24 protein-coding genes and 1 pseudogene are annotated in these 19,985 nt (G+C 59.0%); 14 read left to right on the top strand and 11 right to left on the bottom strand.

The genetic code is table 11. From position 1 onward, the window contains the following. Positions 1 to 492 precede the first annotated feature (492 nt). Both KBY73_RS15145 and KBY73_RS08815 read left to right on the top strand, forming a co-directional pair. Positions 493 to 1,131 (top strand): PPC domain-containing DNA-binding protein, encoded by a 639-nt coding sequence (locus KBY73_RS15145; RefSeq protein WP_396096865.1) that lies wholly within the window; start codon positions 493 to 495, stop codon positions 1,129 to 1,131. Between the two features lie 81 nt (positions 1,132 to 1,212). Then, positions 1,213 to 1,461: a hypothetical protein gene (locus KBY73_RS08815; RefSeq protein ID WP_254936729.1), complete on the top strand. Its 249-nt coding sequence runs from the start codon at positions 1,213 to 1,215 to the stop codon at positions 1,459 to 1,461. A 322-nt stretch (positions 1,462 to 1,783) separates the two neighbouring features. Here the strand turns inward: KBY73_RS08815 and KBY73_RS08810 are convergent, their stop codons facing one another. From KBY73_RS08810 to KBY73_RS08790, 5 genes are all read right to left on the bottom strand, one after another. Further along, entirely contained in the window at positions 1,784 to 2,572 is a 789-nt protein-coding gene (locus tag KBY73_RS08810; RefSeq protein ID WP_254936728.1) for a hypothetical protein, read from the bottom strand. Positions 2,573 to 3,001: 429 nt separating this feature from the next. Then, entirely contained in the window at positions 3,002 to 4,192 is a 1,191-nt protein-coding gene (locus tag KBY73_RS08805) for an MFS transporter (protein ID WP_254936727.1), read from the bottom strand. Continuing rightward, positions 4,182 to 4,925 carry a Coq4 family protein gene (locus KBY73_RS08800; RefSeq protein WP_254936726.1) on the bottom strand — a complete coding sequence of 248 codons (744 nt, stop codon included), beginning with the start codon at positions 4,923 to 4,925 and terminating at the stop codon, positions 4,182 to 4,184. The genes KBY73_RS08805 and KBY73_RS08800 overlap by 11 nt, the downstream gene beginning before the upstream one ends. Positions 4,926 to 4,951: 26 nt before the next feature. Continuing rightward, on the bottom strand, positions 4,952 to 5,533 hold the full coding sequence (locus KBY73_RS08795) for an EF-hand domain-containing protein (RefSeq protein WP_254936725.1): 582 nt from the start codon (positions 5,531 to 5,533) through the stop codon (positions 4,952 to 4,954). Between the two features lie 159 nt (positions 5,534 to 5,692). Then, a complete protein-coding gene (locus KBY73_RS08790) occupies positions 5,693 to 5,965 on the bottom strand; it encodes a cytochrome P450 (RefSeq protein WP_254936724.1) in 273 nt (90 codons plus the stop codon). Between the two features lie 389 nt (positions 5,966 to 6,354). Between KBY73_RS08790 and KBY73_RS08785 the strand changes: the two genes are divergently transcribed. Then, a complete protein-coding gene (locus tag KBY73_RS08785; protein WP_254936723.1) occupies positions 6,355 to 7,308 on the top strand; it encodes an aromatic ring-hydroxylating dioxygenase subunit alpha in 954 nt (317 codons plus the stop codon). On the opposite strand, the gene KBY73_RS08780 is transcribed toward KBY73_RS08785, so the two are convergent. Beyond that, the gene (locus tag KBY73_RS08780; protein ID WP_254936722.1) at positions 7,272 to 8,402 is read right to left on the bottom strand and encodes a Rieske 2Fe-2S domain-containing protein; all 1,131 of its coding nucleotides are present in this window, start codon (positions 8,400 to 8,402) and stop codon (positions 7,272 to 7,274) included. The two genes, KBY73_RS08785 and KBY73_RS08780, sit on opposite strands and share 37 nt — an antisense overlap. A gap of 979 nt (positions 8,403 to 9,381) precedes the next feature. On the opposite strand from KBY73_RS08780, the gene KBY73_RS15070 reads away from it, so the two are divergent. Next, positions 9,382 to 9,708 carry a hypothetical protein gene (locus KBY73_RS15070; protein ID WP_315858417.1) on the top strand — a complete coding sequence of 109 codons (327 nt, stop codon included), beginning with the start codon at positions 9,382 to 9,384 and terminating at the stop codon, positions 9,706 to 9,708. 49 nt (positions 9,709 to 9,757) lie between these two features. On the opposite strand, the gene KBY73_RS15065 is transcribed toward KBY73_RS15070, so the two are convergent. Then, the gene (locus KBY73_RS15065; RefSeq protein WP_315858416.1) at positions 9,758 to 9,910 is read right to left on the bottom strand and encodes a hypothetical protein; all 153 of its coding nucleotides are present in this window, start codon (positions 9,908 to 9,910) and stop codon (positions 9,758 to 9,760) included. A gap of 134 nt (positions 9,911 to 10,044) precedes the next feature. Between KBY73_RS15065 and KBY73_RS08770 the strand changes: the two genes are divergently transcribed. Genes KBY73_RS08770 through KBY73_RS08760 form a run of 3 tightly spaced genes read left to right on the top strand, consistent with a single transcriptional unit; the run spans position 10,045 to position 11,267 of the window. Next, the gene (locus tag KBY73_RS08770) at positions 10,045 to 10,788 is read left to right on the top strand and encodes a L,D-transpeptidase (RefSeq protein ID WP_254936721.1); all 744 of its coding nucleotides are present in this window, start codon (positions 10,045 to 10,047) and stop codon (positions 10,786 to 10,788) included. Positions 10,789 to 10,842: 54 nt separating this feature from the next. Further along, entirely contained in the window at positions 10,843 to 11,061 is a 219-nt protein-coding gene (locus KBY73_RS08765; protein WP_254936720.1) for a hypothetical protein, read from the top strand. Next, complete coding sequence (locus KBY73_RS08760; RefSeq protein WP_254936719.1) at positions 11,061 to 11,267, top strand: hypothetical protein; 207 nt, start codon at positions 11,061 to 11,063, stop codon at positions 11,265 to 11,267. The genes KBY73_RS08765 and KBY73_RS08760 overlap by 1 nt, the downstream gene beginning before the upstream one ends. Here KBY73_RS08760 and KBY73_RS08755 read toward each other — a convergent pair. Then, complete coding sequence (locus KBY73_RS08755) at positions 11,238 to 11,492, bottom strand: hypothetical protein (RefSeq protein WP_254936984.1); 255 nt, start codon at positions 11,490 to 11,492, stop codon at positions 11,238 to 11,240. The genes KBY73_RS08760 and KBY73_RS08755 overlap by 30 nt on opposite strands. A 302-nt stretch (positions 11,493 to 11,794) precedes the next feature. On the opposite strand from KBY73_RS08755, the gene KBY73_RS08750 reads away from it, so the two are divergent. Further along, on the top strand, positions 11,795 to 12,928 hold the full coding sequence (locus KBY73_RS08750) for an MFS transporter (protein WP_254936718.1): 1,134 nt from the start codon (positions 11,795 to 11,797) through the stop codon (positions 12,926 to 12,928). Here KBY73_RS08750 and KBY73_RS08745 read toward each other — a convergent pair. Beyond that, positions 12,923 to 13,690 (bottom strand): Coq4 family protein, encoded by a 768-nt coding sequence (locus KBY73_RS08745; protein WP_254936717.1) that lies wholly within the window; start codon positions 13,688 to 13,690, stop codon positions 12,923 to 12,925. The genes KBY73_RS08750 and KBY73_RS08745 overlap by 6 nt on opposite strands. An 11-nt stretch (positions 13,691 to 13,701) precedes the next feature. Then, positions 13,702 to 14,172 carry an ureidoglycolate lyase gene (locus tag KBY73_RS08740; protein WP_254936716.1) on the bottom strand — a complete coding sequence of 157 codons (471 nt, stop codon included), beginning with the start codon at positions 14,170 to 14,172 and terminating at the stop codon, positions 13,702 to 13,704. A 375-nt stretch (positions 14,173 to 14,547) separates the two neighbouring features. On the opposite strand from KBY73_RS08740, the gene KBY73_RS08735 reads away from it, so the two are divergent. Then, complete coding sequence (locus tag KBY73_RS08735) at positions 14,548 to 14,724, top strand: hypothetical protein (protein WP_254936715.1); 177 nt, start codon at positions 14,548 to 14,550, stop codon at positions 14,722 to 14,724. 701 nt (positions 14,725 to 15,425) lie between these two features. Here the strand turns inward: KBY73_RS08735 and KBY73_RS08730 are convergent. Then, positions 15,426 to 15,752: a hypothetical protein gene (locus KBY73_RS08730; protein ID WP_254936714.1), complete on the bottom strand. Its 327-nt coding sequence runs from the start codon at positions 15,750 to 15,752 to the stop codon at positions 15,426 to 15,428. Positions 15,753 to 16,316: 564 nt separating this feature from the next. Here KBY73_RS08730 and KBY73_RS08725 point away from each other — a divergent pair. The 5 genes and pseudogenes from KBY73_RS08725 to KBY73_RS08710 all read left to right on the top strand — a co-directional run bounded on the left by KBY73_RS08725 (position 16,317) and on the right by KBY73_RS08710 (position 19,945). Further along, the gene (locus KBY73_RS08725) at positions 16,317 to 16,754 is read left to right on the top strand and encodes a hypothetical protein (RefSeq protein ID WP_254936713.1); all 438 of its coding nucleotides are present in this window, start codon (positions 16,317 to 16,319) and stop codon (positions 16,752 to 16,754) included. Between the two features lie 812 nt (positions 16,755 to 17,566). Then, positions 17,567 to 17,713, top strand: coding sequence for a hypothetical protein (locus tag KBY73_RS15140; RefSeq protein WP_396096858.1), 147 nt, complete (start codon positions 17,567 to 17,569; stop codon positions 17,711 to 17,713). A 2-nt stretch (positions 17,714 to 17,715) separates the two neighbouring features. Further along, complete coding sequence (locus tag KBY73_RS08720) at positions 17,716 to 18,579, top strand: hypothetical protein (RefSeq protein ID WP_254936712.1); 864 nt, start codon at positions 17,716 to 17,718, stop codon at positions 18,577 to 18,579. Between the two features lie 144 nt (positions 18,580 to 18,723). Continuing rightward, a pseudogene (locus KBY73_RS08715) lies at positions 18,724 to 19,248 on the top strand (cytochrome b/b6 domain-containing protein); the annotation flags it as partial. A gap of 139 nt (positions 19,249 to 19,387) precedes the next feature. Then, complete coding sequence (locus KBY73_RS08710; protein ID WP_254936711.1) at positions 19,388 to 19,945, top strand: molybdopterin-dependent oxidoreductase; 558 nt, start codon at positions 19,388 to 19,390, stop codon at positions 19,943 to 19,945. Positions 19,946 to 19,985 lie beyond the last annotated feature (40 nt).

Raw genomic sequence — 19,985 nt, 5'->3', positions numbered from 1 at the left:
CATCAGAGTGAACGCGATGAGGCAGCTCGAGCGTCATCCCGTAACAGCAGAGAGCGATACGCCAGTTTTGTTTCCCAGCCTTACCTCACCGGGCTGCATAACCCGGGTTTGGATCACAACCGAGAAGGTCAAGCCCTGAGCATTTCTTCTCCCAAACGTGATTCCTATTCCTTTCCTGCCAGGCTCCAGACAGGTGATGCGTGAAACAACAGACACCCGACCGGCAAACCTTGGGTGAGCAGGCGCCCTCCACGGGGCGCCTTCATGTTGGGGTGACAATCAACAGAGCAACGTTCATATCTCTGACAACTTCCCGATCGCCCCCTGCAAATCCGCCCCTAAAACCCGGCCGACTGGCCAGCGGTATGGGCACTGCTGGCAGCGAAATGGCTTTCAAGTGGTCGGCACCCTGCCGGGAGCATTTCGCCACAGGCAGTTGGGTTTCGTCGATGCCCTGGTGATGATCCAGGGCCTGGTGGAGGGACTGGCCCCATGAAGGTGGTGCCGTTGCGGCTGCAGCCTGGAGACGTTCTCCGTCAGGCGCCTGAAACCTGGATGGGCGAGCAGCAGGAGCAGGCGGGCTGTGTGATCAGCGCTATCGGCAGCCTCTCAGTTGCTCAGCTGCGCTTTGCGGGGGCTGCTGAGGCCACGACCATCCACGGCGAGCTGGAGATCCTCAGCGTCTCCGGCACCCTTTCAGCCGATGGCGCCCAGCTCCACATCGCCATCGCTGACAGCAAAGGTGCCGTGATCGGCGGTCACCTCTGCTCCGGCTCGCTGGTGCGCACCACCACCGAGCTAGTGCTTGGCCTGCTGGCGGAGTGGCATTTCTGGCGGGATCTGGATCCTGCTACCGGCTATGCCGAGCTGCGGATCCACTCCTCGGGCTCCTGGTTGAGGGCAGGCAGCCGCCGCTCAACCTGCAGCTACACCAGCCAGGCCACCCCGGCGCTTATACCGCCGGTCCAGTCGCTACGAAGCAGCTCCACGATCGACACCGTGCTGGCACCGATGCGCAGGCCCCGCAACAGAAAGCGACCCAGCTTCTCCAGGCGGGACGTCGTTGAGATGGTTGTGGGGAGGCTTCAGCGTGGACTAGCGCAATTCCATGCGGTTATTGCATGGCTCTGACTTCTTCCGCTGGCGCTGGTAATCAGCCAGGCTGAGATTGACGGTGCTGACCCCTCAGATCTGAGCAGCAATCCCCACTCCATGGCCCAGCAGAACATCGGATGCGCCACCGGCTGCGGCACCTTGCTGGTCCTGATGGCCCTGGGGGTTGTGCTGGCCTACTGGCCGGTTTTTCTGGCGATCGACCTGGTGGCGTTGCTGATCTATGCATTGGCACTGCCTGGCTTACAGCAGAAGCAGCGCCAGCTCAAGGCCTTGAAGGTGGTGACACCGGCGGAGGCGATCAGCCTGCTCAAGCGGTTGCCGGCGGCATCGCTGAGCAGCTCATAGATGCGATCTGGGCTTAGCCGCACCTATTCAGGACTGCGTAGTTTTGGCAGCAGGATGGTGTGGGGGTGCACCAGCTCTGACCAACTCATGGCACCTTGCGCTTAACCCCACAAGATGCCAAACACCTTTAAGGGACGCCAGGTTCGCCAGGGCACAGTCCTCCAGATCACCTTTCAGCACTAAGAAAACCGGCCGGGGATACCGGACGCAGGGAGGCTCCTCCTCCTCTCCTTTCGCTAAGCAGCGGTCGATTTCGGCATCCCACCGCCTGAGTGATTCCTGGACCTTCGGGCCAGCCAAAGAGGCAAGCCGTGCTTTGCCATCAGCAGCCCTCAAGTATGGGGGTGATCCTCGGGGTTGGCCTCTCGGCTCGCCAGCAGTTGGGGCAGCCAAACGGGGTGGGAGGCCTGTGTGGGTGGTGACGTACGTGACGACCGTGCCGGCATGTTGTCGCAGGCGTTTTCAGTGTCACGGCCTGTTCGTGACACTGAGGAACATTGGAATCACTGGTTGGCGCTGTTGTCACGGTTGTTTCTTGTGTTTCACGTGAGGCGCGGAACGTTGCTTCAGTTCTACTTCGTGCCGATTCCACCGCTCCTAGCTCCACCAGCCGCTGCAATGAGTCGCCAACTTTGCGCGCATCACCACTGCGTCCACGTTCTGTCCAGGGAAGGCCAATGGCCTCGCAAATCTGCCGCCGTGCGAGCCATTCATCGCTGGCGTTCAATGCATCCAATACATACTTTTGCAGTTCCGTGAGTCGATCCAGTTTGTTGGCCTTCTTAGCTTCAGATAGCTGCTGCTGCCAGTGCTCGTAGGTGCTCACTTGCCGGAATGATCCAGATGCAGCGCGGTCGATCACTACGTCACAGCCTCCGCCGCTGCGGCCTTCGCTTAACAGCCCGCGCTGGGGGTTGATCTTGTCTCGCAAGCCCTTGTCTTTGGGGCAATGGTTCAAGGTGATAACGGTGTTGGCGGCGCCTCCAATGGCGTTGTGGCCGCTGAGGGCCACCACCCCCACCAGGTCGACGCCCTTGTTGCAGTGATGGATCAAAAGCTGGGTCCCGCCGCTGTCGATTACTACTTGCTTAAGGTCGTAGGACTGGGCCACAAACCTAGAGGCTGATGAAATCCCGCTAGACGCGTTACTGGAATGACATCTGGGCCGCGGCTTAGTTGAGCCAAAACAGGGGCGGGCGCAGAATTGAACCAGCTGTTTTTTTGGCCATGGTCACCGATGCCCCCAGCATTAGCATTGCCAATGAGCTGGGTACCGCCAGTAGAAAAGCGCACAGGATCCATTCCCGATACTTTGGCTTTTGGGAGGGGGCAGTTGAAGCTGTTGCCACTCAGTGTCTTGCTATTTACGGCTGAAGCCTGAGGAGAAATAGCCTGGATGTTCTGTGCTGGAAATACTCGATGGAGAGCTTTAATCCTCGACTAAAACGGCCTCAAAACAGGTCTTCTGGCTATAAATTAACCGAGTTTTTGCCGGATTTTACCCAGGCTTTACCGCATCCAACTTATACATTTTACCTCTCTAGTGTAGGGACACTCCCTCGCCTTGACGCTCCAGAACAAACGCCATGGCGACCAGGATCAATGCAAAGGCACAGGTGCCAAGCCAGTCCCAGCTGCTCCAGAACATGGAGATCACAACCGAACAGGCCGCCGCTCCGAGGTAGGCCGTGAGAAAGAGTTGGCCGCTCATGCGGCTGCGAGCCGCCGGATCAATGCCATAGATGCGGGCTTGGTTGGCTACGAAACTGCCCTGAACACCTAAATCCACCGCCATCAGCCCCAGGGCAAGGGCGGGCAAGGAGCTGGGCCATATCCCAAGCAAACCCACCCCCAGGCCAGTGCAGACAACACCCCAAACCACAATCCGATCTGGGCCATAGCGATCCACCAAGCGCCCCACCCACGGCGCCGCCAGGATGCTTACTAGGCCTACCAAACCAAAGCTGCCAATCAGCGCAGGGCCCAAACGCCAAGGGGGCCCAGCCAGGTGAAGGGCCACCGCACTCCACAGGGCCATGAAACTGCCAAATAGCATGGCCTGGGTGAGGCACGAGCGCCGCAGCCGGGCATTGGCACGCCAGAGCTGGACCAAGGAGCGCTGGAGGGCCCAATAGCCCTTGGTTTCGGCAGGGGGGAAGGCAGGCAGCCGCCTGCGAAACAACAACGCCACTGCCACCATGGCCACAGCAGATAGGACATAAATCGAACGCCAGCCCCACAATTGGGCTACCAGACCACTGACGCTGCGCGAGAGCAAAATGCCGCTGAACTGGCCGCTGAGCACGATGCCGAGCATGCGGCCTCGCTGATGCTCTGGGGTGAGAGCTGTCAGAAAGGGCGGCAACAGCGCTGGGATAAGCGCCACCACGCCAAGGGCGAACCAGCTCACCACCAGGACTGGAAAGGTTGGTGCTAACACCACGGCCCCACAGGCCAGGGCCATTCCTGCGGCCAGCAGGGTGAGCATGCGCCGCCGCTCGGTGCCATCACCCAGCGGAAGCAAGAACAAAAAACCTACGGCCATCCCAAGTTGGGTGGCCATGGGGCCCAGCAAAACACTGCCGCCCTGGAGACCAAACGCCGCCTCCACCGAGGGCAACAACGACTGGGCATAAAAGGGATTGGCCACGCTTATCCCTACCGCAAGGGCCATCAGGCCTAGAGATGGGAGCTGGGGAGGCTGTGCCGCTGGTAGGGAATCAATGTCCATGGAAGGGGCTCAAACACAATTCATCGGCGATACCGAGCTGCTGGCGCCACTGATCCAGCGGCCGGTTCCAGCCCTCTTCCCAGCGCTGGGCTAATAGCGGCGCACAAACGCCGCCGAGTCGCAGGCCAAAAGACACCGCATCAGCCAAATCGGGTTTGGTGTCTCCCAAGTGAGCCCGCGACATCAGATCAGCTGCAATTAGCAAGGCCGAACCCGGCTGCCTAAGCTGACGGGCACCAAAGCCATTGAGGGCAACTTCGCCCGGCAGGGTATTGGGGAAGCCCGTCACGAGATGCCAGATGTCATGGCAAGCGCGAATGCGCAACTGAAGATATTGATCGTCTTCAGGGAGCTGCTCTATCCCTTCTGGCCTGTCGATTAACTCCAAACCTGCCTGCTGAAGCAGAACCGCTAGTGCATGGCCCAAGCTGCCCTCGGTCATGGCAGCAAGCTTTTCCACAGAAGGCCAATCCCCCCAGTAGCGCTCTTGCACCAGCGCCGCAACAAGAGAGTCGGCCCGAACCAATTGGCGAGCCTCGAACGCCAACGGGCTTGCGTAGCTGCAGTTGAGCAGGCCCAGGGCGCTGGGCACATGATCGGGTTGTTCAATCAACCGCAACAAATCAGGCAGCATCGCCTGAAGGTGGGGCCCCATGGCGCGGCCAAAGGGGGTGACCTGTTCGCTGGCAGGCGAGTCCCCCTGCGGCGCAAACAGATGGGAGAGGTTGCGCATTAGAGCGAGAACTCGGGGAGGGAGGATCAGGGGGAAAGATCCGCCCCGATATCAAACAGCCAGCGGCCGGGGGCTTCGCCTGAAGGATCAAACCAATACTGGACCACCAACTCTAGAAACACGGCCTTGGGCAATCGATCTGGCGGCAAATCAAACGCCGCCAGCATCCGCGCCAGATTCGCCTGAATACCCGCGGTTGGCTTGCCAAAGGCACTGGCATAGGCCTCGAGATCGGCCAGCTCCAAGCAGCCATCACCATCGAGGTCGAGGCAATCAAAGAATCCACCGGCTGATTTGGCGATAAAGGAACGTGCCTGCTGCGGCAAACGGCCAAATGCCTCAATCACCGAGGCATGGGAGGTCACAAATTCCTCCTCATTGACGGCCCCATTGCCATCGAGATCGCGCCTTTCGACTTCATGGCTGTAGGTGGACAGCAACAGGCCGAGCAAATCGGGAAAAGGCGTTGGTCGCTCACCCCATCGAGCATTAATGGCCTGCGCTACAGGCTGGAAGTCGCCTTCCAGGGAATGGCTGCCGTCACGATCGCGGTCGTAGAAGCGAAAGAGGCGCTGGTAGCGCTCAACCAGGGCTTGAGGGATCTGCACGGGTAAAGAACCTCAAGAGAAACGGATCATGAACCCCTCAACGCCGCAAAAGCGATCGCCCACCAGAACCTTGCTACGCCCTTCATCCACGTCAATGCGTTCAAATCGTTCCATCCAGGCTCACAGCACCGCCTGAATCTCCAACCGATCCAGGTGCAATCAGAGGCAGTGGTCCAGGCCGCGGGCAAAGCTGAGATGGGGGTTGGGTTGGCGATCCAACAGGAAGCGATTCTGTTCAACGTACACGCGAGGATCGCGGTTCGCAGCTCCCACCAGGGCGATGATCGAGTCGCCTTCGGGGATGAGGCAACCGCCCAGTTCAATTGGCTCACGCACCGCGCTCACATTGAGTGCTTGGGCCGTCTCAAGAATCTGCAGCCATCGGTGTCCATGTGGCGATACGAGTTTAATCAGGAGGGCTACATCATCCATGTCGACATCGAGGAGTGCCTATCTCTCCACGCCCTGGCGGCTGGCTTGCCAGTCCATGGGTCTGATGCCAAAGCGCACAAAGTCCTAGAGACCCCGGATCAACGCCAAGGCTGATCGGTTCATAAAGACCCTTTTGAGCGAATGGGCCTACGGCATGAACTTTCAGAGCTCAGAGGCGCGAAACCTCAGGCTGAGACGGTATTTGGCGATCTGTAACTGCTGTAGGTCCCATATGGCCTGGGTGGATCACACGCCCTTTGAGCAGCTCGGTGGGGTTGCTCAGGGCTGCTGAATGAACTGGTGAGAAAACAAATTTAAGATGCGCAGGATGGCAAGGCCTTTCGTCGATGGATTCGCTCCTTCAGAGGTTGGAACCGTTTTGGTATCCAATGCTCCCCCTTCAAGAGCTTGGGGCGGATCCGGTGGCAGTGACCCTGCTGGGGCGGTCCCTGGTGATTTGGCGAGGAGAGAATGGTCAGCTCGGCGCATTGGACGATCGCTGTCGCCATCGATCCGCCTCCCTCGCCGACGGTCGCATCGGCGCCGAGGGGCATTTGCACTGCCCGTATCACGGCTGGGCCTTCGACACCAGGGGGCACTGCCGGCTCCTGCCCCAGCAACCCGGCCAGCCGATTCCTGACCGCTGCCACACCAGGCCATACCAGGTGCAGGAGCGTCATGGATTGGCGTGGGTATGCATGGCGCCGGAGGCCAGGCTGCCGATCCCGGCGCTAGCGATGGCCGAGGCGCCCGGCCATCGGCGCATCGCAGGATTCCACGAACGTTGGCAGTGCTCCGCCTTCCGAGTGATTGAAAACGGTCTCGATAACATCCACCATTACTTTGTGCACCAAGGGGTGCTGGATGCCCTCTCGCCTGTGCCGGACCCGATGGAGGGCGGCATCACCCTCACCGAGGACGGACTGGAATTCAGCATCCCTCTAATGGTCAGCACCACAGCTGCGCTGGAGGCCACCGTGGCTGACGGCAGCGCCAACCTGCGGGTGGAGAGACACGTCCGCTGGCTGGCTCCCCTGGGGCTCACTCTGGAGCTCACCTGGCCCAATGGCCGGCAGCAGTGCATCGTGCTGTTCGCTGTCCCCCGCGACGATCAGTCATGCACGATCCTGCGCTTTTATCTGCGGAATGACCTCGAAGAGGAGGTGAGCGCAGCCAGCGTGATCGCTTTTGAGCGCGCCCTGATCGATCAGGATCGACGCATCCTGGAGGCGATGCCGGCGCAACTTGATCCCTGCCCGAGCGGCGAGCAACTGATCGAGGCCGACCAACCGATCGCCCGCATGCGTCAGCTGCTCCAGAAATTTCTGGACACAAGCTCCTGAACGGAGGCCTTGGCGAAACCGAAATCAATCGGCGTGCCGGTCATCTGTTCGAGGTAACGAAAGAAGTGATACACCGGTGCATCGTTGCTGGAGGCATAGCCGATCGGCAGCTCACCTGGATCCAGAAAGCGCGCCTGGCTTTCGATGAAGGGCCGGTCTTCCTCGCTGTTCTGAATCGATAAATCGCGCAGGCGGTTCAGAAACGGTGGAAATTCCAAGCCCCCCCAGGTGTGTTTGTCGATGTAAATGCAGCCGCGGGTCATGGTCGCCTTGGAGTCCTCCGGCACAAACAGCACGGCGATGTAAAGACCCTCGTCAAGCTTGTTGAGCCAGAGGTTCGGCGCTCCCCCTACCTTCCAGTAAGCCCGGAGGGAATTGCTAAATTGCTCATATGTGACCAGCACCGAACGCTCTGCATCGTTGCGAACAACATGCATGCCGCTAAGGGTTTCAGCGCCGAAAAAGCTGCGCAGTCGATGCACTACTTGGGCGATGCCATGGACCTGAAACCCGTGGGTGTGGTCGATGCCGCTGGTGATGGTCAGGCCCCAAGGCCCACAGGGATAACGGTAATCAAACAGCGGATGACAGCGGAAACGGCTCGGATCGTTGAGCTGCTCGAACTCCTGCGGCAGCCGGATAGCCGCCCGCGCTGCTTCGACCTGCTCCGGCGGCATGGCAAGTTGGCCACGGCCAGCGAAGAGACTGCGGCTCAGAGGCAGCCAAAGGAACCCTCCCTCCTCCAGCAGCGGCAAGCTGAGCAGACTCTGTGATTTGTCGCTCTCGCCATGCAGCGTGCGCACGCAGCGGCCCTGCTGGTTGAACGTCTGCGAATGGAAGGGACAGCGAACCGTGTCGCCTTCAACGACAGGGGGGTTAGGCCCGGAGAAGAAGGAGACAAGTCGATGGGGGCAGCGGTCGATGTGGGCCGAGGCGACACCATCGGCGCCACGAAGGAGCAAAAGCGGCAACCCAAAGGCCTGCAGCGCCATCGCCCGTTCCCGCCCAAGTTCAACAGAACTCAACAACGGCCAGGCCAGCGGCAGGCGCGACAGCCAGGGGCGACTGAGATCGAGGCTGGCCGGGTCACGCATCCGAACTGACGGCTCGGATGCTCCCTCCGCTGGAAGGTTGGTCAAAGGAGATCCGACTTGGGATACTTAAGACCTTCTCACAACTGAAGGTGTGATCGACAACGGTTGATCAGACGGTACAGCGATCCCCGCTGAGGTGACGCAGGGGCCAGAAAAAAACTTTTTATACCAACCACCTAAGGGCTGAACCTGAACTCCGGCGATGACTGCTGCAACCACCCAGTTATTGCATCCGGTGATGATCTTGGATGGCGGCCAAATGGTCCTTGGCAACATGCTCTTGGCGCAGCTTTCTCCACAGCACAGCCTTGCAATAGAGACAGCATGGACATTCCACGAGGCCGCTGGAACGGCACCTCCACGATGACGCCAGAACATACCGGCGAGACAACTACCCGGCTCACCAATGCCTAGACCGAAAAGCTGGCTGGCATCCTGCAGGAAATGGTCGCCGCTGGTCACACCACCAAATCCGACCTGGAACCGCTCAGTGCCGCGGCCGCTTGTAGCCAGCCCCCCCGGCAGGAATAGTCAAACAAAAAAACGATCGGGATTGGGGAATTTCATTGGCCCAGTCTTGATTTTACTTCCGCCAAGGACAGGTGGATCCTTGTCCCAAAGGCCTCGTTTGCGCTACGTGGAAGTAGCTCAATCTTGGGCTTTCCACGGCAATTTTCACGCATGCAATCAGGGCGAGGGATCGGTCACAAGCCGGGAGCAGAGCAAAAGGGGTAAGGCCCTAAAGGGTTTCGACCTTGCCCAGCGCCGGGGACCTGAACCCCGATAGAGGAGCGCCAAGCCCTGCACCTCGCCAAATCCAACCACCAATTGCTAGTACAGGCGTGCTTGCACGATGAGAAGGTCGTGCCCATCCCGCGTCGAATCACCCACCCCGAGCAGTGGAACAGCTGCTGGCAAGATCCCCATCGACGCTTGGCCCCACCTCGATGGGGAGGTCTGGCTATCCAGTCGTAGCCGGATGGTCTGCATGAACTGCCACTGGTTTAGGCACCATGCCAGTGTAAGTCTCATCAAGGTGCTCACCTGTGAAGTGGCGGGCCAACACATGGACGGCCGGCTGGTAACACCGATCTGCGATCTGAGTGATCTCGCCAGCGTCGAGCGCTGCGCCGAAGACCTCCTACAGGGCGCAGAGCCGATTGACAGCCTGGTGATGAACGCCGGTCTGCAGTACAGCGGCGCCCGTGAACCATTTGGCCCATCAGGCCCTGCTGCAGCGACTGCTGCCTCTATTGCTGAGGGGCACAGCGCCGCGCTTGGTGGTCACGAGTTCGGAGGTGCATGACCCCACTTCAGCCGGCGGCAAGGTGGGGCAACCAGTCGGACTAGGTAATTTAGCCGGGCTGCGCCAAGGCCCAGGCGCGGCGATGCTCGATGTCGGTCCCTTCAATGCTGAGAAGGCGTACAAGGACAGCAAGCACTGCAATCTGCTCATGGCGCGGGAGCTGGAGCGGCGGCGGCGAGAGCAGGGTGGCTGCGCTGGCCATGGCACAAATCCGATCCTCTCAGTATCGGATGGATCAGCAGGGTCTCCCAGCCCACCGCATCACGAGTGCGCGAGATCCAGGCAGATGCAGGGTTGAGCACCAGCTGGCAAAGGCAGTGGTCAGCCCCACTCCCCATGACCACCCCGATGAGCGCCGAGCGGTTCAGCGATCGCTTCCGCTATTACCGCGACCAGCCGCAGCAGCAACGCGGCGTTCTGCAGCTGTTTGAGGCAATCAGCAGCACTGAGTGCGCCGAGGAGATCCTCTGCGAGCAGGCGCCCTGGGCGCTCACCTACAGCGAGCAGCCGCCAGTCCCAGCCCAGCCGCAGCCCCCTGCCGGCAGCCTCGATCCCCGCGGTTCAGAGGAAGCCGGTATGGCTGGGCCGCAGAAGGCAGCACCGGTCAAACCGGGTGATTCCTGCCTGCTTGTGAATGACCGCGACGAAGACATGGAGGCCTATGACCACAGCGGCAAGTTTCTGTGGAAGCTTCCCTGTCTGGCCCGCGGCCAGGGCGCGGATACCGACTGGAGCCACATCAACACCGACACCCCGCCGGGGCTCTACAGGTTGGGCCAGCTGTATGCGGACTACGAGCAGAACCCCAATCCCCCCTGCTCCGATACCGCCATGGCCTACGGCTGGTGCTCCTTTGATATGGAGGAGCTGGAAGACCAGGAGGTCAAGGCCGGCCGGGCCGGGATCATGCTCCACGGCGGTGGCTCCGCCTGCGGCTGGCCTGAGGCCTGGGCTCCGCAGCAGCCCCTGCATCCCACCCTGGGTTGCATCCGCATTCACAACGCCGCTCTACGCGACAAGCTGCTGCCCCTGTACCGCAAAGGCACGGTGTATGTGGGGGTGTTTCAGGAAAAAAAGTGACGGCGGGGCTTGTGCTGCCGCCGGCTTGGGGCTGATCGCGAAGGAAGAGCAGCGATGGACTCAGGACCACTGGCCCGACCGCCCAAGCCGCCGTTCGGCCGGGAGCGGTTTGTGTTCAAGACCCTGGCGGTGGTGATCGGCACCCAGCTGCTGATCTATTCGTTGGCCGCTGGGGTTTGCGGCCAGCGGGCACTGGAGAGCCGGCCTGCCGGCAAGAAGAAGATCCGTTCCTGCTGCTCGAATCCACCCTCCGTTCCATCGAGGTGGTGCTGATGCTGCGGCGCGATCTGCCGCTGCGCCGCACCTGGAGCGAGCAGCCCTATGGAGAGGAGGAGATCACCCGCCTGGAAGAGGATGTGCTGCCCGCCATCCGCAAGTGTCTGGCCCGCGTTGATGAGCTCGATCAGCGGCGGCTGGCCCAGCATGAGTTGCTGGTGTTGCGCTGCGAGCTAGAAGCCAAGCGGCACGCTCTGGCCTAAGGCCTGCACCTTGGTGCCATCCAGCGCCACATGGTCCAGGCTCACCATCCCGTCCTTCTGGCACAGGCGCAGGATCTGGATAAACAGGCCCTTGAGGGCATCAAGGGTGCGGCGGCGAAACTCGCTCATACTGCTGTGGTCGGCTTGCTGGCTGCTGAACCGGGAGCGGCTGGAGGGACTGGAGCCCTTCAGCCGCTGGCGCTGATCGGCTGTCAGTGACGGCAACGCATGACCGCAGTGACGATATTCGCCCTGTGCTTTGACGATGCCGCTGCCCCAGCTGCTGCCCCTTGCCGGCCGGGTGGAGCGCTGCGAATGGCTGCTTAAGGCTGAACATGAAAAAACGGAGTCGAGACCATTGCGCCGCCTGCTTCGGATCTGGCGTATCGACGAAGGATTCGTCGCACCCAGCGTCCCCCCTCCCGGCGCGCCGACTCAGCCACATTGGTGCGAGCCATCGCGTCATCTCTTTCTTGTCGCCAGCGCACACCTGCCCCTCCGGAAACGACCAGCCATCCCTGCCATTGATGGCATTTGCCGTTGGGGTGAGCGCGGCCAACCCCTTTTATGCGCAATCTCTGTTGCCTTCGGTGGAACGTGGTTTCCACCTGCAGCAGGGCACGGTCTTGATGGGGCCGACACTGATCCAACTGGGCATGGCCTTGGGGTATTTGTGGCTTCTGCCCCTGGGGGACGCCTGCGAACGCCGTCGCTTGCTTTGTCTCCTGGCCTTGGGTATGGCCATGGCCAGCACCGCGGCGGTGATCGCGCCCTCTTTTGCCTGGCTGCTCGCGGCCTGGTTTGCCCTTGGTCTTGTGGCTCTGATTCCTGCCCTGCTGCCGCCGTTCCTCACAGCGTTGACACCGGAGGCGAACCAGGGCCGGATGTTGGGGATTGTGCTCAGCGGCCAGTTCACCGGGATCCTGCTGTCTCGCAGCGTGAGCGGTGTGGTGGCGCAGTTGTGGGGCTGGAGGGCTATCTATGGCATTGCGGCCATGACGATGCTGGGTGTGGCATTAATGCTCCGTAACGCCCTGCCGATCAGTACTCCCAGCACTGAGCAGAGCTACGGACAGTTAGTGGCCTCTCAGCTGGCGTTGTGGCGCAGGCACTCACGGCTGCGGAGTTCCTGCCTTTCCCAGGCGTTGCTGTTCGGCAGCTTCATGGCTCTGTGGAGTGCGGTGGCGTTACATCTGGCGGAACCGCCCTGGCACTTCGGCCCGGGGCTGATTGGGGGTTTTGGTCTGGTTGGGCTGGCCAGCATCCTGGCGGCTCCAACAATCGGCCGCCAGGTCGATCTCCGCGGCCCTGATCGAATCGTGCTGGCAGGAGTGATATGTGCCGGAGCTGGAGTGCTGCTTCTGAGGTCGTTGCCGATGGCGCTGCCGGCCATAGTGATAGGTCTGATGGCGGTGGACCTCGGGGTTCAAGGCGGCTTCGTGGCCTACCAGGCACGGATTTATGCCATTGATCCGCAGGCCCGCAGCCGCATGAGCGGACAGCTGTTCCTCTCGGCCTATCTGGGTGCGGCGGTCAGCTCCGCCGTGACCTCAGCAAACTGGAATGGTTGGGGCTGGAACGGTACCTGTGGCTTTGCGCTGCTGCTTGTGGCCCTGGCTCTGCTGATTGAGCATTCCAGTTGGGGGCCTTACCGCTCATAACGCGAGATGTGCCAGCTTGCCCTGGCTGTGCCAGCTGTAGCGCCCTTCGATCACGGGGTTGATCTGCAGCAGTTCTCGCACCTGATCGAGGTGGAGGGGCAGCAGTGAATCCCAGTCGGTTCCGAAAAGCGGTTGGCAGGCCTTAGCCATGCAGATGCCGAGGGACATCACCTCAACCAGATAAACCTGTGAGAGCTCGCCATCGAGATCGTTGTCCTCGCCTGGGAAGATGTCGTTAGCAAGCCAGCTGGACAAAAGATTCACTACATCGGTCAGGGCCATCGGTGGGTAGCCGCACTGCGCCACCAGCAGGGAGCGAGCGCCAATCTCCCCGAAAACATCAAGGGCGAACCCAGAGACAATATGATAGAAGTCATGGGTGCAGAATACGCGATAATTCACGTAATCAGCATCCGTCTCGAGGTTGTTGAAGTACTCCGGCCCTGGCCCGTAAGTGTAAGATAGGCCCTCATTCTTGATCACCTCGTAATAGATTCGTCCAAGCGTGCCCGGCTTGAAGCCCGCCAGCTCCTCTGGCGGAAGCACACTGTGCAGTTTGCGCGATTGTATAAGTTGCCTGGAGCTGGGATCCTGCATCAGTCGTGCGACACAACGCTTCATCTGTGGGCTGTCCCGCAGACTGTTGGCCAGCAGAAAAGTATCTTCAATTTTGGTGTCGCAGCACTCGGCGAGATGGGCCAGTTGCAGCAGTCGATCCAGGCGTTGTGGCTGCCCGGAAAGATTTTGGTATTGGATACGCATACTGGTACGGCTCAGCTCAGCTGGAGATGAAGCTCTGTCTCAAGGCGACTCGTTGTGTGGTCATCCACATTGGTAGTGGAGAGCTCGAGGTTATAAAATGTTGCCGTTGAACTGCTGAAATAAGGGCCTGCATGCCAGGTGCCTGGAGCGAGCTTGACCGCCTGCCGAGGTTCCACGCGAAACAGGCGAATCGTGCTGAGATCAATCTCGTTGCTGTCGAGTTGAGGAGCGGCTACGGCGATCCACCACGGCTCAGCATCGGCTGAGGCCAGGCATTGACTGCAATGAATGTGGCGTGCCATAACCCTCAGAAACTCACCTGGATTCTCCATGATCTCGATGTAAAACCGGATCGGACCCTTGCCAAAATACAGATCAGCATCGTGTTCACCGAAGGGAGCCAAGTCACGCACGGGGGTGATCGGCTGGCCGTAGACGAGGAAGTCGGCTGATGTGATTGGCTCGGCGTTGAGGGTTGTCATGGCTGGTGGTAGCTGCTGTGGGAACTGTGATGCCAATACCGATGGACCTGCCAGATCTGAATTGCTTCGGCGTGATGACGAGCCTATAGCGAGAAAATGGGGGCGACTTTCAAGCCCATTCTCAGGGGGCAGGAGCCACAGGCTCCAGCCCGGCCGAGGGCCTAATCCAGACTTTTTCACCCTGATGCATTGCTGGAGATCAGGGTTCGCCGTGGTGCAGCGCAAGGGAGAGAACTTCCCCGATGGTTCGCCCAAGCGCCAGCAACCTGGCGGGCTGGCAGCGCCGCAGGGTCAGGCCAAGGCGAGCGCCCTACTGGCGGCCTTGACCCTGCGTCTTGATGGGCGCGAGTGGGGGCGTTTTTTCTCCTTCCAGCGATGCAAGCCACCTCCACCCTGCTCCGCCCCAGCAGCACCAGGCAGCGCAAGACCGGCCAGGCCACCACAGCAGCTCGGCAGCTGGTGCTGTTCTCTTTGCCAGAGACGATCGCCTGCTGCTGGGATCTGATCTGCCCAGAGGAAGCCTGGGAGCAGCCCCTGCGCTGGGCCGTCTAGGGCGTAGGCCCCCTGGAGGCCTACGCCCCTCCACTAACTCGCGCCTGCTCGGGGATTTCGCGGCGGCCTTTGGCTGGTGACCTGACTGGTTGGCCGGCAAACAGCCCAGGCCTATGCCGCTACGCCTCTCGCGCCTGCTCGGGCTGCGCAGCTCCGGCCGGCGTGAGCAGCAGGGGTGAACTCATTGCTACGCCATGCCACCAGGCAGTTGGGCCCAAGGCAACAGACGAACACTGGCCGGAGCGCAGCAGAGCCCTGGCGGCGGCATGACGCCAACCAGGGCCGTCTCAGGCCGACAGGATGCCGATGTCGGGGAAAACTCCGGCGCCGCAGAGCACCAGCCCCTGCACAGGAGTGCCACGGGCGGGAAAGGGCCCCGATCGGCGGGCCAGGCAGTGTTGTAGCGGCCCTAGTGCAGCCGCAGTAAGTTGCGGGGGGTGAGGGGGAGGCTTGCAGCTCGATCACAACCCGCTCGTACCAATCGGGCAGATCGCCATCGAACACCTGGTGGAACATCGCGCAGCCCTCCTGCTTGTGGCTTCGTAATCGGCACTGCCCCGCTCCAGTTCCCTCCAGAGTTCCCAGGGTTCGTTAGCGGGGGTGTAGGCATGCACCACCTGATGCCCCGTGGGCGCCAGGGACGGATCCAGCAGCGACGGCAACGACGGCACCACCATGTTCCGCTCGGCGCCAATACCCCACTACCAGTCGCCCACCGAGACTTGATTGATCAGCAGCTCAGCCAGGTCGTCGCCGCGTAGGCCCAAGTGCCATTGCAGGGAGCTGGCACAGGCCGGGGTGGCCTGCCTCCTTCCAACCAGGCTCTCAACCACCGGGGAGCGGCACTGAAGCCGGCCGGCCTGGAGCTCCAGGCCGTGCACTAGAGCCTCCACCACCGCGCGGCTGCCACCGATCGGGGAGTCCAGGGCGGCATCGGGATCGAACCACTCGCCGAACAGGCTGGCCATCGCCGCGGAGCTGGTCTGCTCCATCCCCAGCCGGGTGATCAGGAAGCAGAAAGGCTTCACCCAGTACAGAAGGAAGGGATCGCGCAGATGGAAACGGGCGAGCGGTAAGAAAGGACCCCCAGCTGGGCCTGCTAACCCGCAGGGGCGAGTAGCCCCAGCCCCTTACTGCCGAGAACGGTTACCGTACCCAGGCCCGGCCGCAGGGGCAACCTTGCCAATCTGCACATTTCCTGGCAACAACTTGCCTGATATAAGAATTAAAGCTAGTTAAGCCAGGGCTTTACAGCCGCAGGATTCCGGTAGATAGTGTCACTGCCCGCCATTGCTTCACCATTCGCGACCCGTCTCGACGCGATTGCTACGCAGCCCCAGACCAAATTGGCTTGCGCGCTCGGTGATCAGCAGAAATGTGCGTCACTGGGACTTAGATAGTATTTCAAGATCAATTCCAAAAGCCACCGGGCTTACCTCGAATTACCCGGCAAGATAAAAGATTTGCAAAAAAAGAGATCCTGCATTAGAAAGGTACTTAAAGTGAAAAAAGCGACTCGATTAAGCTACGTGCAAAAAGCGACCACAAGAATGTCTACGAGAACACCTGCTTTCTCAGTCCTGATTGCTTTCTTGGCGCTCTGTCCACACCCCTCTCCAGCACAACCAATAGCAGACCTAGCCGTTGAATGGAAAGGTACGGCTACAGTCACAGCATTTGGCACACATAGCAAACTTCACCCGCTCCATAGCGCTGACTCAGGAAAGGCTAATAAGCCTGCAGTATGGAATGCATATCAGGAAGGCCGTACCTTAAAAATCATCAAACAACAAAGCAGACATGTTGAGTTTGCAATAATTTCGCCGCGCGGAGCTCGTGCTCTTTTTGTTGGTACATTGTCTGCCGATGGCAAGCAGTTGCACGCTGTTGACAGCGTCCGCAGCCTGATGCTTACTCGAGAAGGCAACCGCTTTTCAGGCTGCGGCACAGTTCGAAGCAGCGAAGGTAGCTTTGAGAATTACCTCAATAATTATGCCGCTATTTGCTGGGAATTTACTGCCCTAAAGTAATCGCAATGGCTTCATTCCTATCCTGTTGCCCCCCGGCAATAATAGCCTTAAACCATTATATTGAACGCGGTATCTCTCCGAGGCTGTGAAGGCTGTTTGCTTATAGGTAGACTGTTGGTTTATAGGCAGGCTGTTGGTTTATAGACCGGTTGTTATTGGACGCTCTCAGCTTCAAAAAGCGGCCCGCTCGGAGCAGAATCATTTCGACTTGAGCTGCGTTAAGCCAGCATCATTGGCAGTTGCCAAAAGTCATCATTTCGTTCATTTCATTCCGATACTCGCTAATTAGTTGCTTCCCATGGCTAACTTGTACACCTAGTCGTGCCAGGCGCCTCATCAGGGCATCAGCTGGGTTCGAATCGCGCAAGCAACTGTTCTGCTTTTTGGTAAGTCGAGCTGCATCCCTAAGTGCAAGTGTTGCAACTAGGCAACAGGTTGAGCAGGTGACAGGCACAATCAGTTGCTCTTGCATCGAAAAAAGGCGTAGTGGGAGAAGCCGAAGAGGCGCGTACGATTGTGTCAAGCAATCCAGAAAGACAGATAAGGTTGAAAAGTAGCGCCGCACCGTCAACAATCAAGTGGCTCAAAGTGAGTTGGGCCACAGGCGAATAGAAGGCAAACAGATAAATTGGCTCTAATTTATGGCAATCCGAACGATCAAGCAATGAGATTCCTGCTTCTCAAGGGATAATGGCCTCGCTGGCACATGGCAGGGATGTCTCAGCGTGCCAGGTTTGCGAGAGGATTTCACGCGTTGGCTGAAAGTCGAGGAATGGGTGCACAAACTAAACTGACTTGTAACCCAGCGTCGTGTGGGAGGCTTTGAAGCGCGTGTTATGCAATATGAATGCGACCACCTTAATGACATACTGTTCCCGCAAAGACTCACCTCAACACATCAGTTTGGTTGCATAGAGGAGCTAGTCGGTAGCGGAAAAATCACAATCTCACAGCCATAGACATGTTTGAATTCAATCATCGCAAGCTTCATCAAAACAATCAGAACACACCATGGAATCAGCTGTGGCGACAACCGCTGGCGGCAATGATCCGGATGCCATGGTGGCTGTTCTTCGCAACAATGGTTGCCATCTACTTGAGCCAAATCATCATCTTTGGCTTGATTCTGAGCCTTGATGAGCGGCACATTGTGGGCGATGCTCCTATGGGCATACCGAAGCCATTTGCCTTTGCAATCGAATCTTTTCTAGCCAACGCATTCAGTGGGTTGGAAGCCAACTCAAGGTTCACCTATGCCATTGCCGTGCTAGATCTGATCAGCGGGTTGATCACATTATCAACATTGACTGCTGTTGTATTCTCCAGGCTAAGCAGCAACGAAATGCCACTCATATTCAGTCGACATCTATGCATTAGTAGCCTTGACAATGGCCATCTGTTCTGCCGTTTTGTAACAACAGATAGAAGCCAGTGGCTCAACGTAAGCTATTCGCTTTCGCTAATTTTTGATGACGAGCCAGAGCCTGGCCTATGGCAACGGCGCATCGTTCCATTAACAACTCTGAATACAGGCACGCCTCAATTGAGTCAAACAGCAACGCTCACCCACAACCTCGATGAGGGCAGCCCGATTACACAAATGGGAATCGAGGGCCTCTTGCAACGCAAAGCGGTGATCATGCCACTAGTGGAAGGCATTGACGAAATAACTGGCTCTGGATTAGTGCAGACATATCTTTACTCGGTAAAGGACATCATGCTCGGCTACCGCTATGGCGACCTGGTGAGCATCGACAACAAGGGGCATCGACGCATCAATATTCAAAAATTGAACAATATCGTTGCTTACAACGCAACATCGTGAAGGTAACTAGGTGATGGGCTTCTCCCGCGGTAGCCACGACAAAGTGGCAGAGTCTGTCTTTAGTCGTGGAAAGAGCTAATGTAAAATCACAAGCTGCAGTCGATGGAGTTACGTCATCACCAATCGCTCTAGACGCGAGCGCTTCATGCCTGCAATGCACTCGTGCTGGTGGGCATGGCGAGCAGTGGATTACAGATTTACAACGCTAATCCCGTATTTGGCGGGCAATCTGGAGACCCCATACCCAGTTTGCTCACGCTCGGTGGCTGGCTGGCTGGCGGACGGTGGTGGCACTTCGGGTTCATGGGCATCTTTGCACTCGTTCTAGGCAGCTGGCTGCTGCTGTTATGGCAGTTGCGGAGGGAGCGGCTTGGTCGTGGTGGGGATCTTGGAGCACTCAGGTCCAGTACCCCCAGAAAGCGCAACTATGCGCTGCACAAGCTCCTTTACACGCTGATGTTGATGGTGCTGTCTGTAGCGCTGCTCACCGGACTGGCGATGTACAAACCCGCCACCCTGTGGTGGCTATCGGGTTGGTTCGGTAGCTGGCAACAGCTACGCGTGGTGCACTTTGCAACTATTCCGGCCATGGCGCTGCTCGTGTTGTCCCATGTGCCGCTGTCGTTGAAACTCGGCGGCCTGCGCTTGTTCAGAGCAATTAGCTGGTAGAAACCATGAAACGCCGGAGCCTGCTGCAATCAGCCCTTGGGTCGGGTGGCCTTATAAGCCTCGGAGGTTGCGCTCTCAACCCGCTGGGCCCAGAGGTGGCTCAGCTCACACGCCCCCTGAACGAGCGATCGAATCCTGAATGCAAACCAATGGTGCCGTTCCAGAATTTGCAAAAAACCAAGTGGAGCCCTCAGCACTACTGGTGAATAGCTTCAACGGTGTGCCAGAGATCAATGCAGCTAGTTTTTCACTCACCGTGGATGGTTTGGTGCAACAACCACAACAACTAAGTCTGAGCGCACTCAACCAGTTCCCCCAGCAGGAGATGGTTATCCGACATGATTGCGTGGTAGGCTGGACAGTTATTGTGGCCTGGGGAGGTGTGCAGCTGGGCGATATGCTCAGGCTAGCAGGAGTGTCTCCGCTGGCGGGGTATGTGGCCTTCGAATCAGCGGATGGATACTTCGAAACCTGGGATCTATGCACGGCGCTCCATCCCCAGACATTGCTGGGAACCAAGATGAATGGAGCCCCCTTGCCTGCCGCCAATGGAGCACCACTGCGGTTAGCCTCCCCCCTGAAGCTGAGCTACAAGCTGAGCAAGTGGATCACCGCTATTCACGTGCTTAGCACTCTGAATCCTCAGCGGCTCGGCACGTGGGAAGATCAAGGTTATGAGTGGTTTGCAGGTTTATGAAAGGCACGATCGCTTCATAACAAGTCAACCCAAAGAGCAT

The organism is Cyanobium sp. Tous-M-B4 (genome assembly GCF_024345395.1).
Taxonomy (GTDB): domain Bacteria; phylum Cyanobacteriota; class Cyanobacteriia; order PCC-6307; family Cyanobiaceae; genus Cyanobium_A.
This window is presented reverse-complemented; position numbering and strand designations above follow the sequence as displayed.

Bases quoted from the DNA above. Each gene is read 5' to 3' on its own strand.
- KBY73_RS15145 (WP_396096865.1), top strand. From the start codon at position 493: ATGAAGGTGGTGCCGTTGCGGCTGCAGCCTGGAGACGTTCTCCGTCAG.
- KBY73_RS08815 (WP_254936729.1), top strand. From the start codon at position 1,213: ATGGCCCAGCAGAACATCGGATGCGCCACCGGCTGCGGCACCTTGCTG.
- KBY73_RS08805 (WP_254936727.1), bottom strand. From the start codon at position 4,192: ATGGACATTGATTCCCTACCAGCGGCACAGCCTCCCCAGCTCCCATCT.
- KBY73_RS08800 (WP_254936726.1), bottom strand. From the start codon at position 4,925: ATGCGCAACCTCTCCCATCTGTTTGCGCCGCAGGGGGACTCGCCTGCC.
- KBY73_RS08790 (WP_254936724.1), bottom strand. From the start codon at position 5,965: ATGGATGATGTAGCCCTCCTGATTAAACTCGTATCGCCACATGGACAC.
- KBY73_RS08785 (WP_254936723.1), top strand. From the start codon at position 6,355: ATGCTCCCCCTTCAAGAGCTTGGGGCGGATCCGGTGGCAGTGACCCTG.
- KBY73_RS08780 (WP_254936722.1), bottom strand. From the start codon at position 8,402: ATGCGTGACCCGGCCAGCCTCGATCTCAGTCGCCCCTGGCTGTCGCGC.
- KBY73_RS15070 (WP_315858417.1), top strand. From the start codon at position 9,382: ATGGTCTGCATGAACTGCCACTGGTTTAGGCACCATGCCAGTGTAAGT.
- KBY73_RS15065 (WP_315858416.1), bottom strand. From the start codon at position 9,910: ATGGCCAGCGCAGCCACCCTGCTCTCGCCGCCGCCGCTCCAGCTCCCG.
- KBY73_RS08770 (WP_254936721.1), top strand. From the start codon at position 10,045: ATGACCACCCCGATGAGCGCCGAGCGGTTCAGCGATCGCTTCCGCTAT.
- KBY73_RS08765 (WP_254936720.1), top strand. From the start codon at position 10,843: ATGGACTCAGGACCACTGGCCCGACCGCCCAAGCCGCCGTTCGGCCGG.
- KBY73_RS08760 (WP_254936719.1), top strand. From the start codon at position 11,061: ATGCTGCGGCGCGATCTGCCGCTGCGCCGCACCTGGAGCGAGCAGCCC.
- KBY73_RS08750 (WP_254936718.1), top strand. From the start codon at position 11,795: ATGGCATTTGCCGTTGGGGTGAGCGCGGCCAACCCCTTTTATGCGCAA.
- KBY73_RS08745 (WP_254936717.1), bottom strand. From the start codon at position 13,690: ATGCGTATCCAATACCAAAATCTTTCCGGGCAGCCACAACGCCTGGAT.
- KBY73_RS08740 (WP_254936716.1), bottom strand. From the start codon at position 14,172: ATGACAACCCTCAACGCCGAGCCAATCACATCAGCCGACTTCCTCGTC.
- KBY73_RS08735 (WP_254936715.1), top strand. From the start codon at position 14,548: ATGCAAGCCACCTCCACCCTGCTCCGCCCCAGCAGCACCAGGCAGCGC.
- KBY73_RS08720 (WP_254936712.1), top strand. From the start codon at position 17,716: ATGTTTGAATTCAATCATCGCAAGCTTCATCAAAACAATCAGAACACA.
- KBY73_RS08710 (WP_254936711.1), top strand. From the start codon at position 19,388: ATGCAAACCAATGGTGCCGTTCCAGAATTTGCAAAAAACCAAGTGGAG.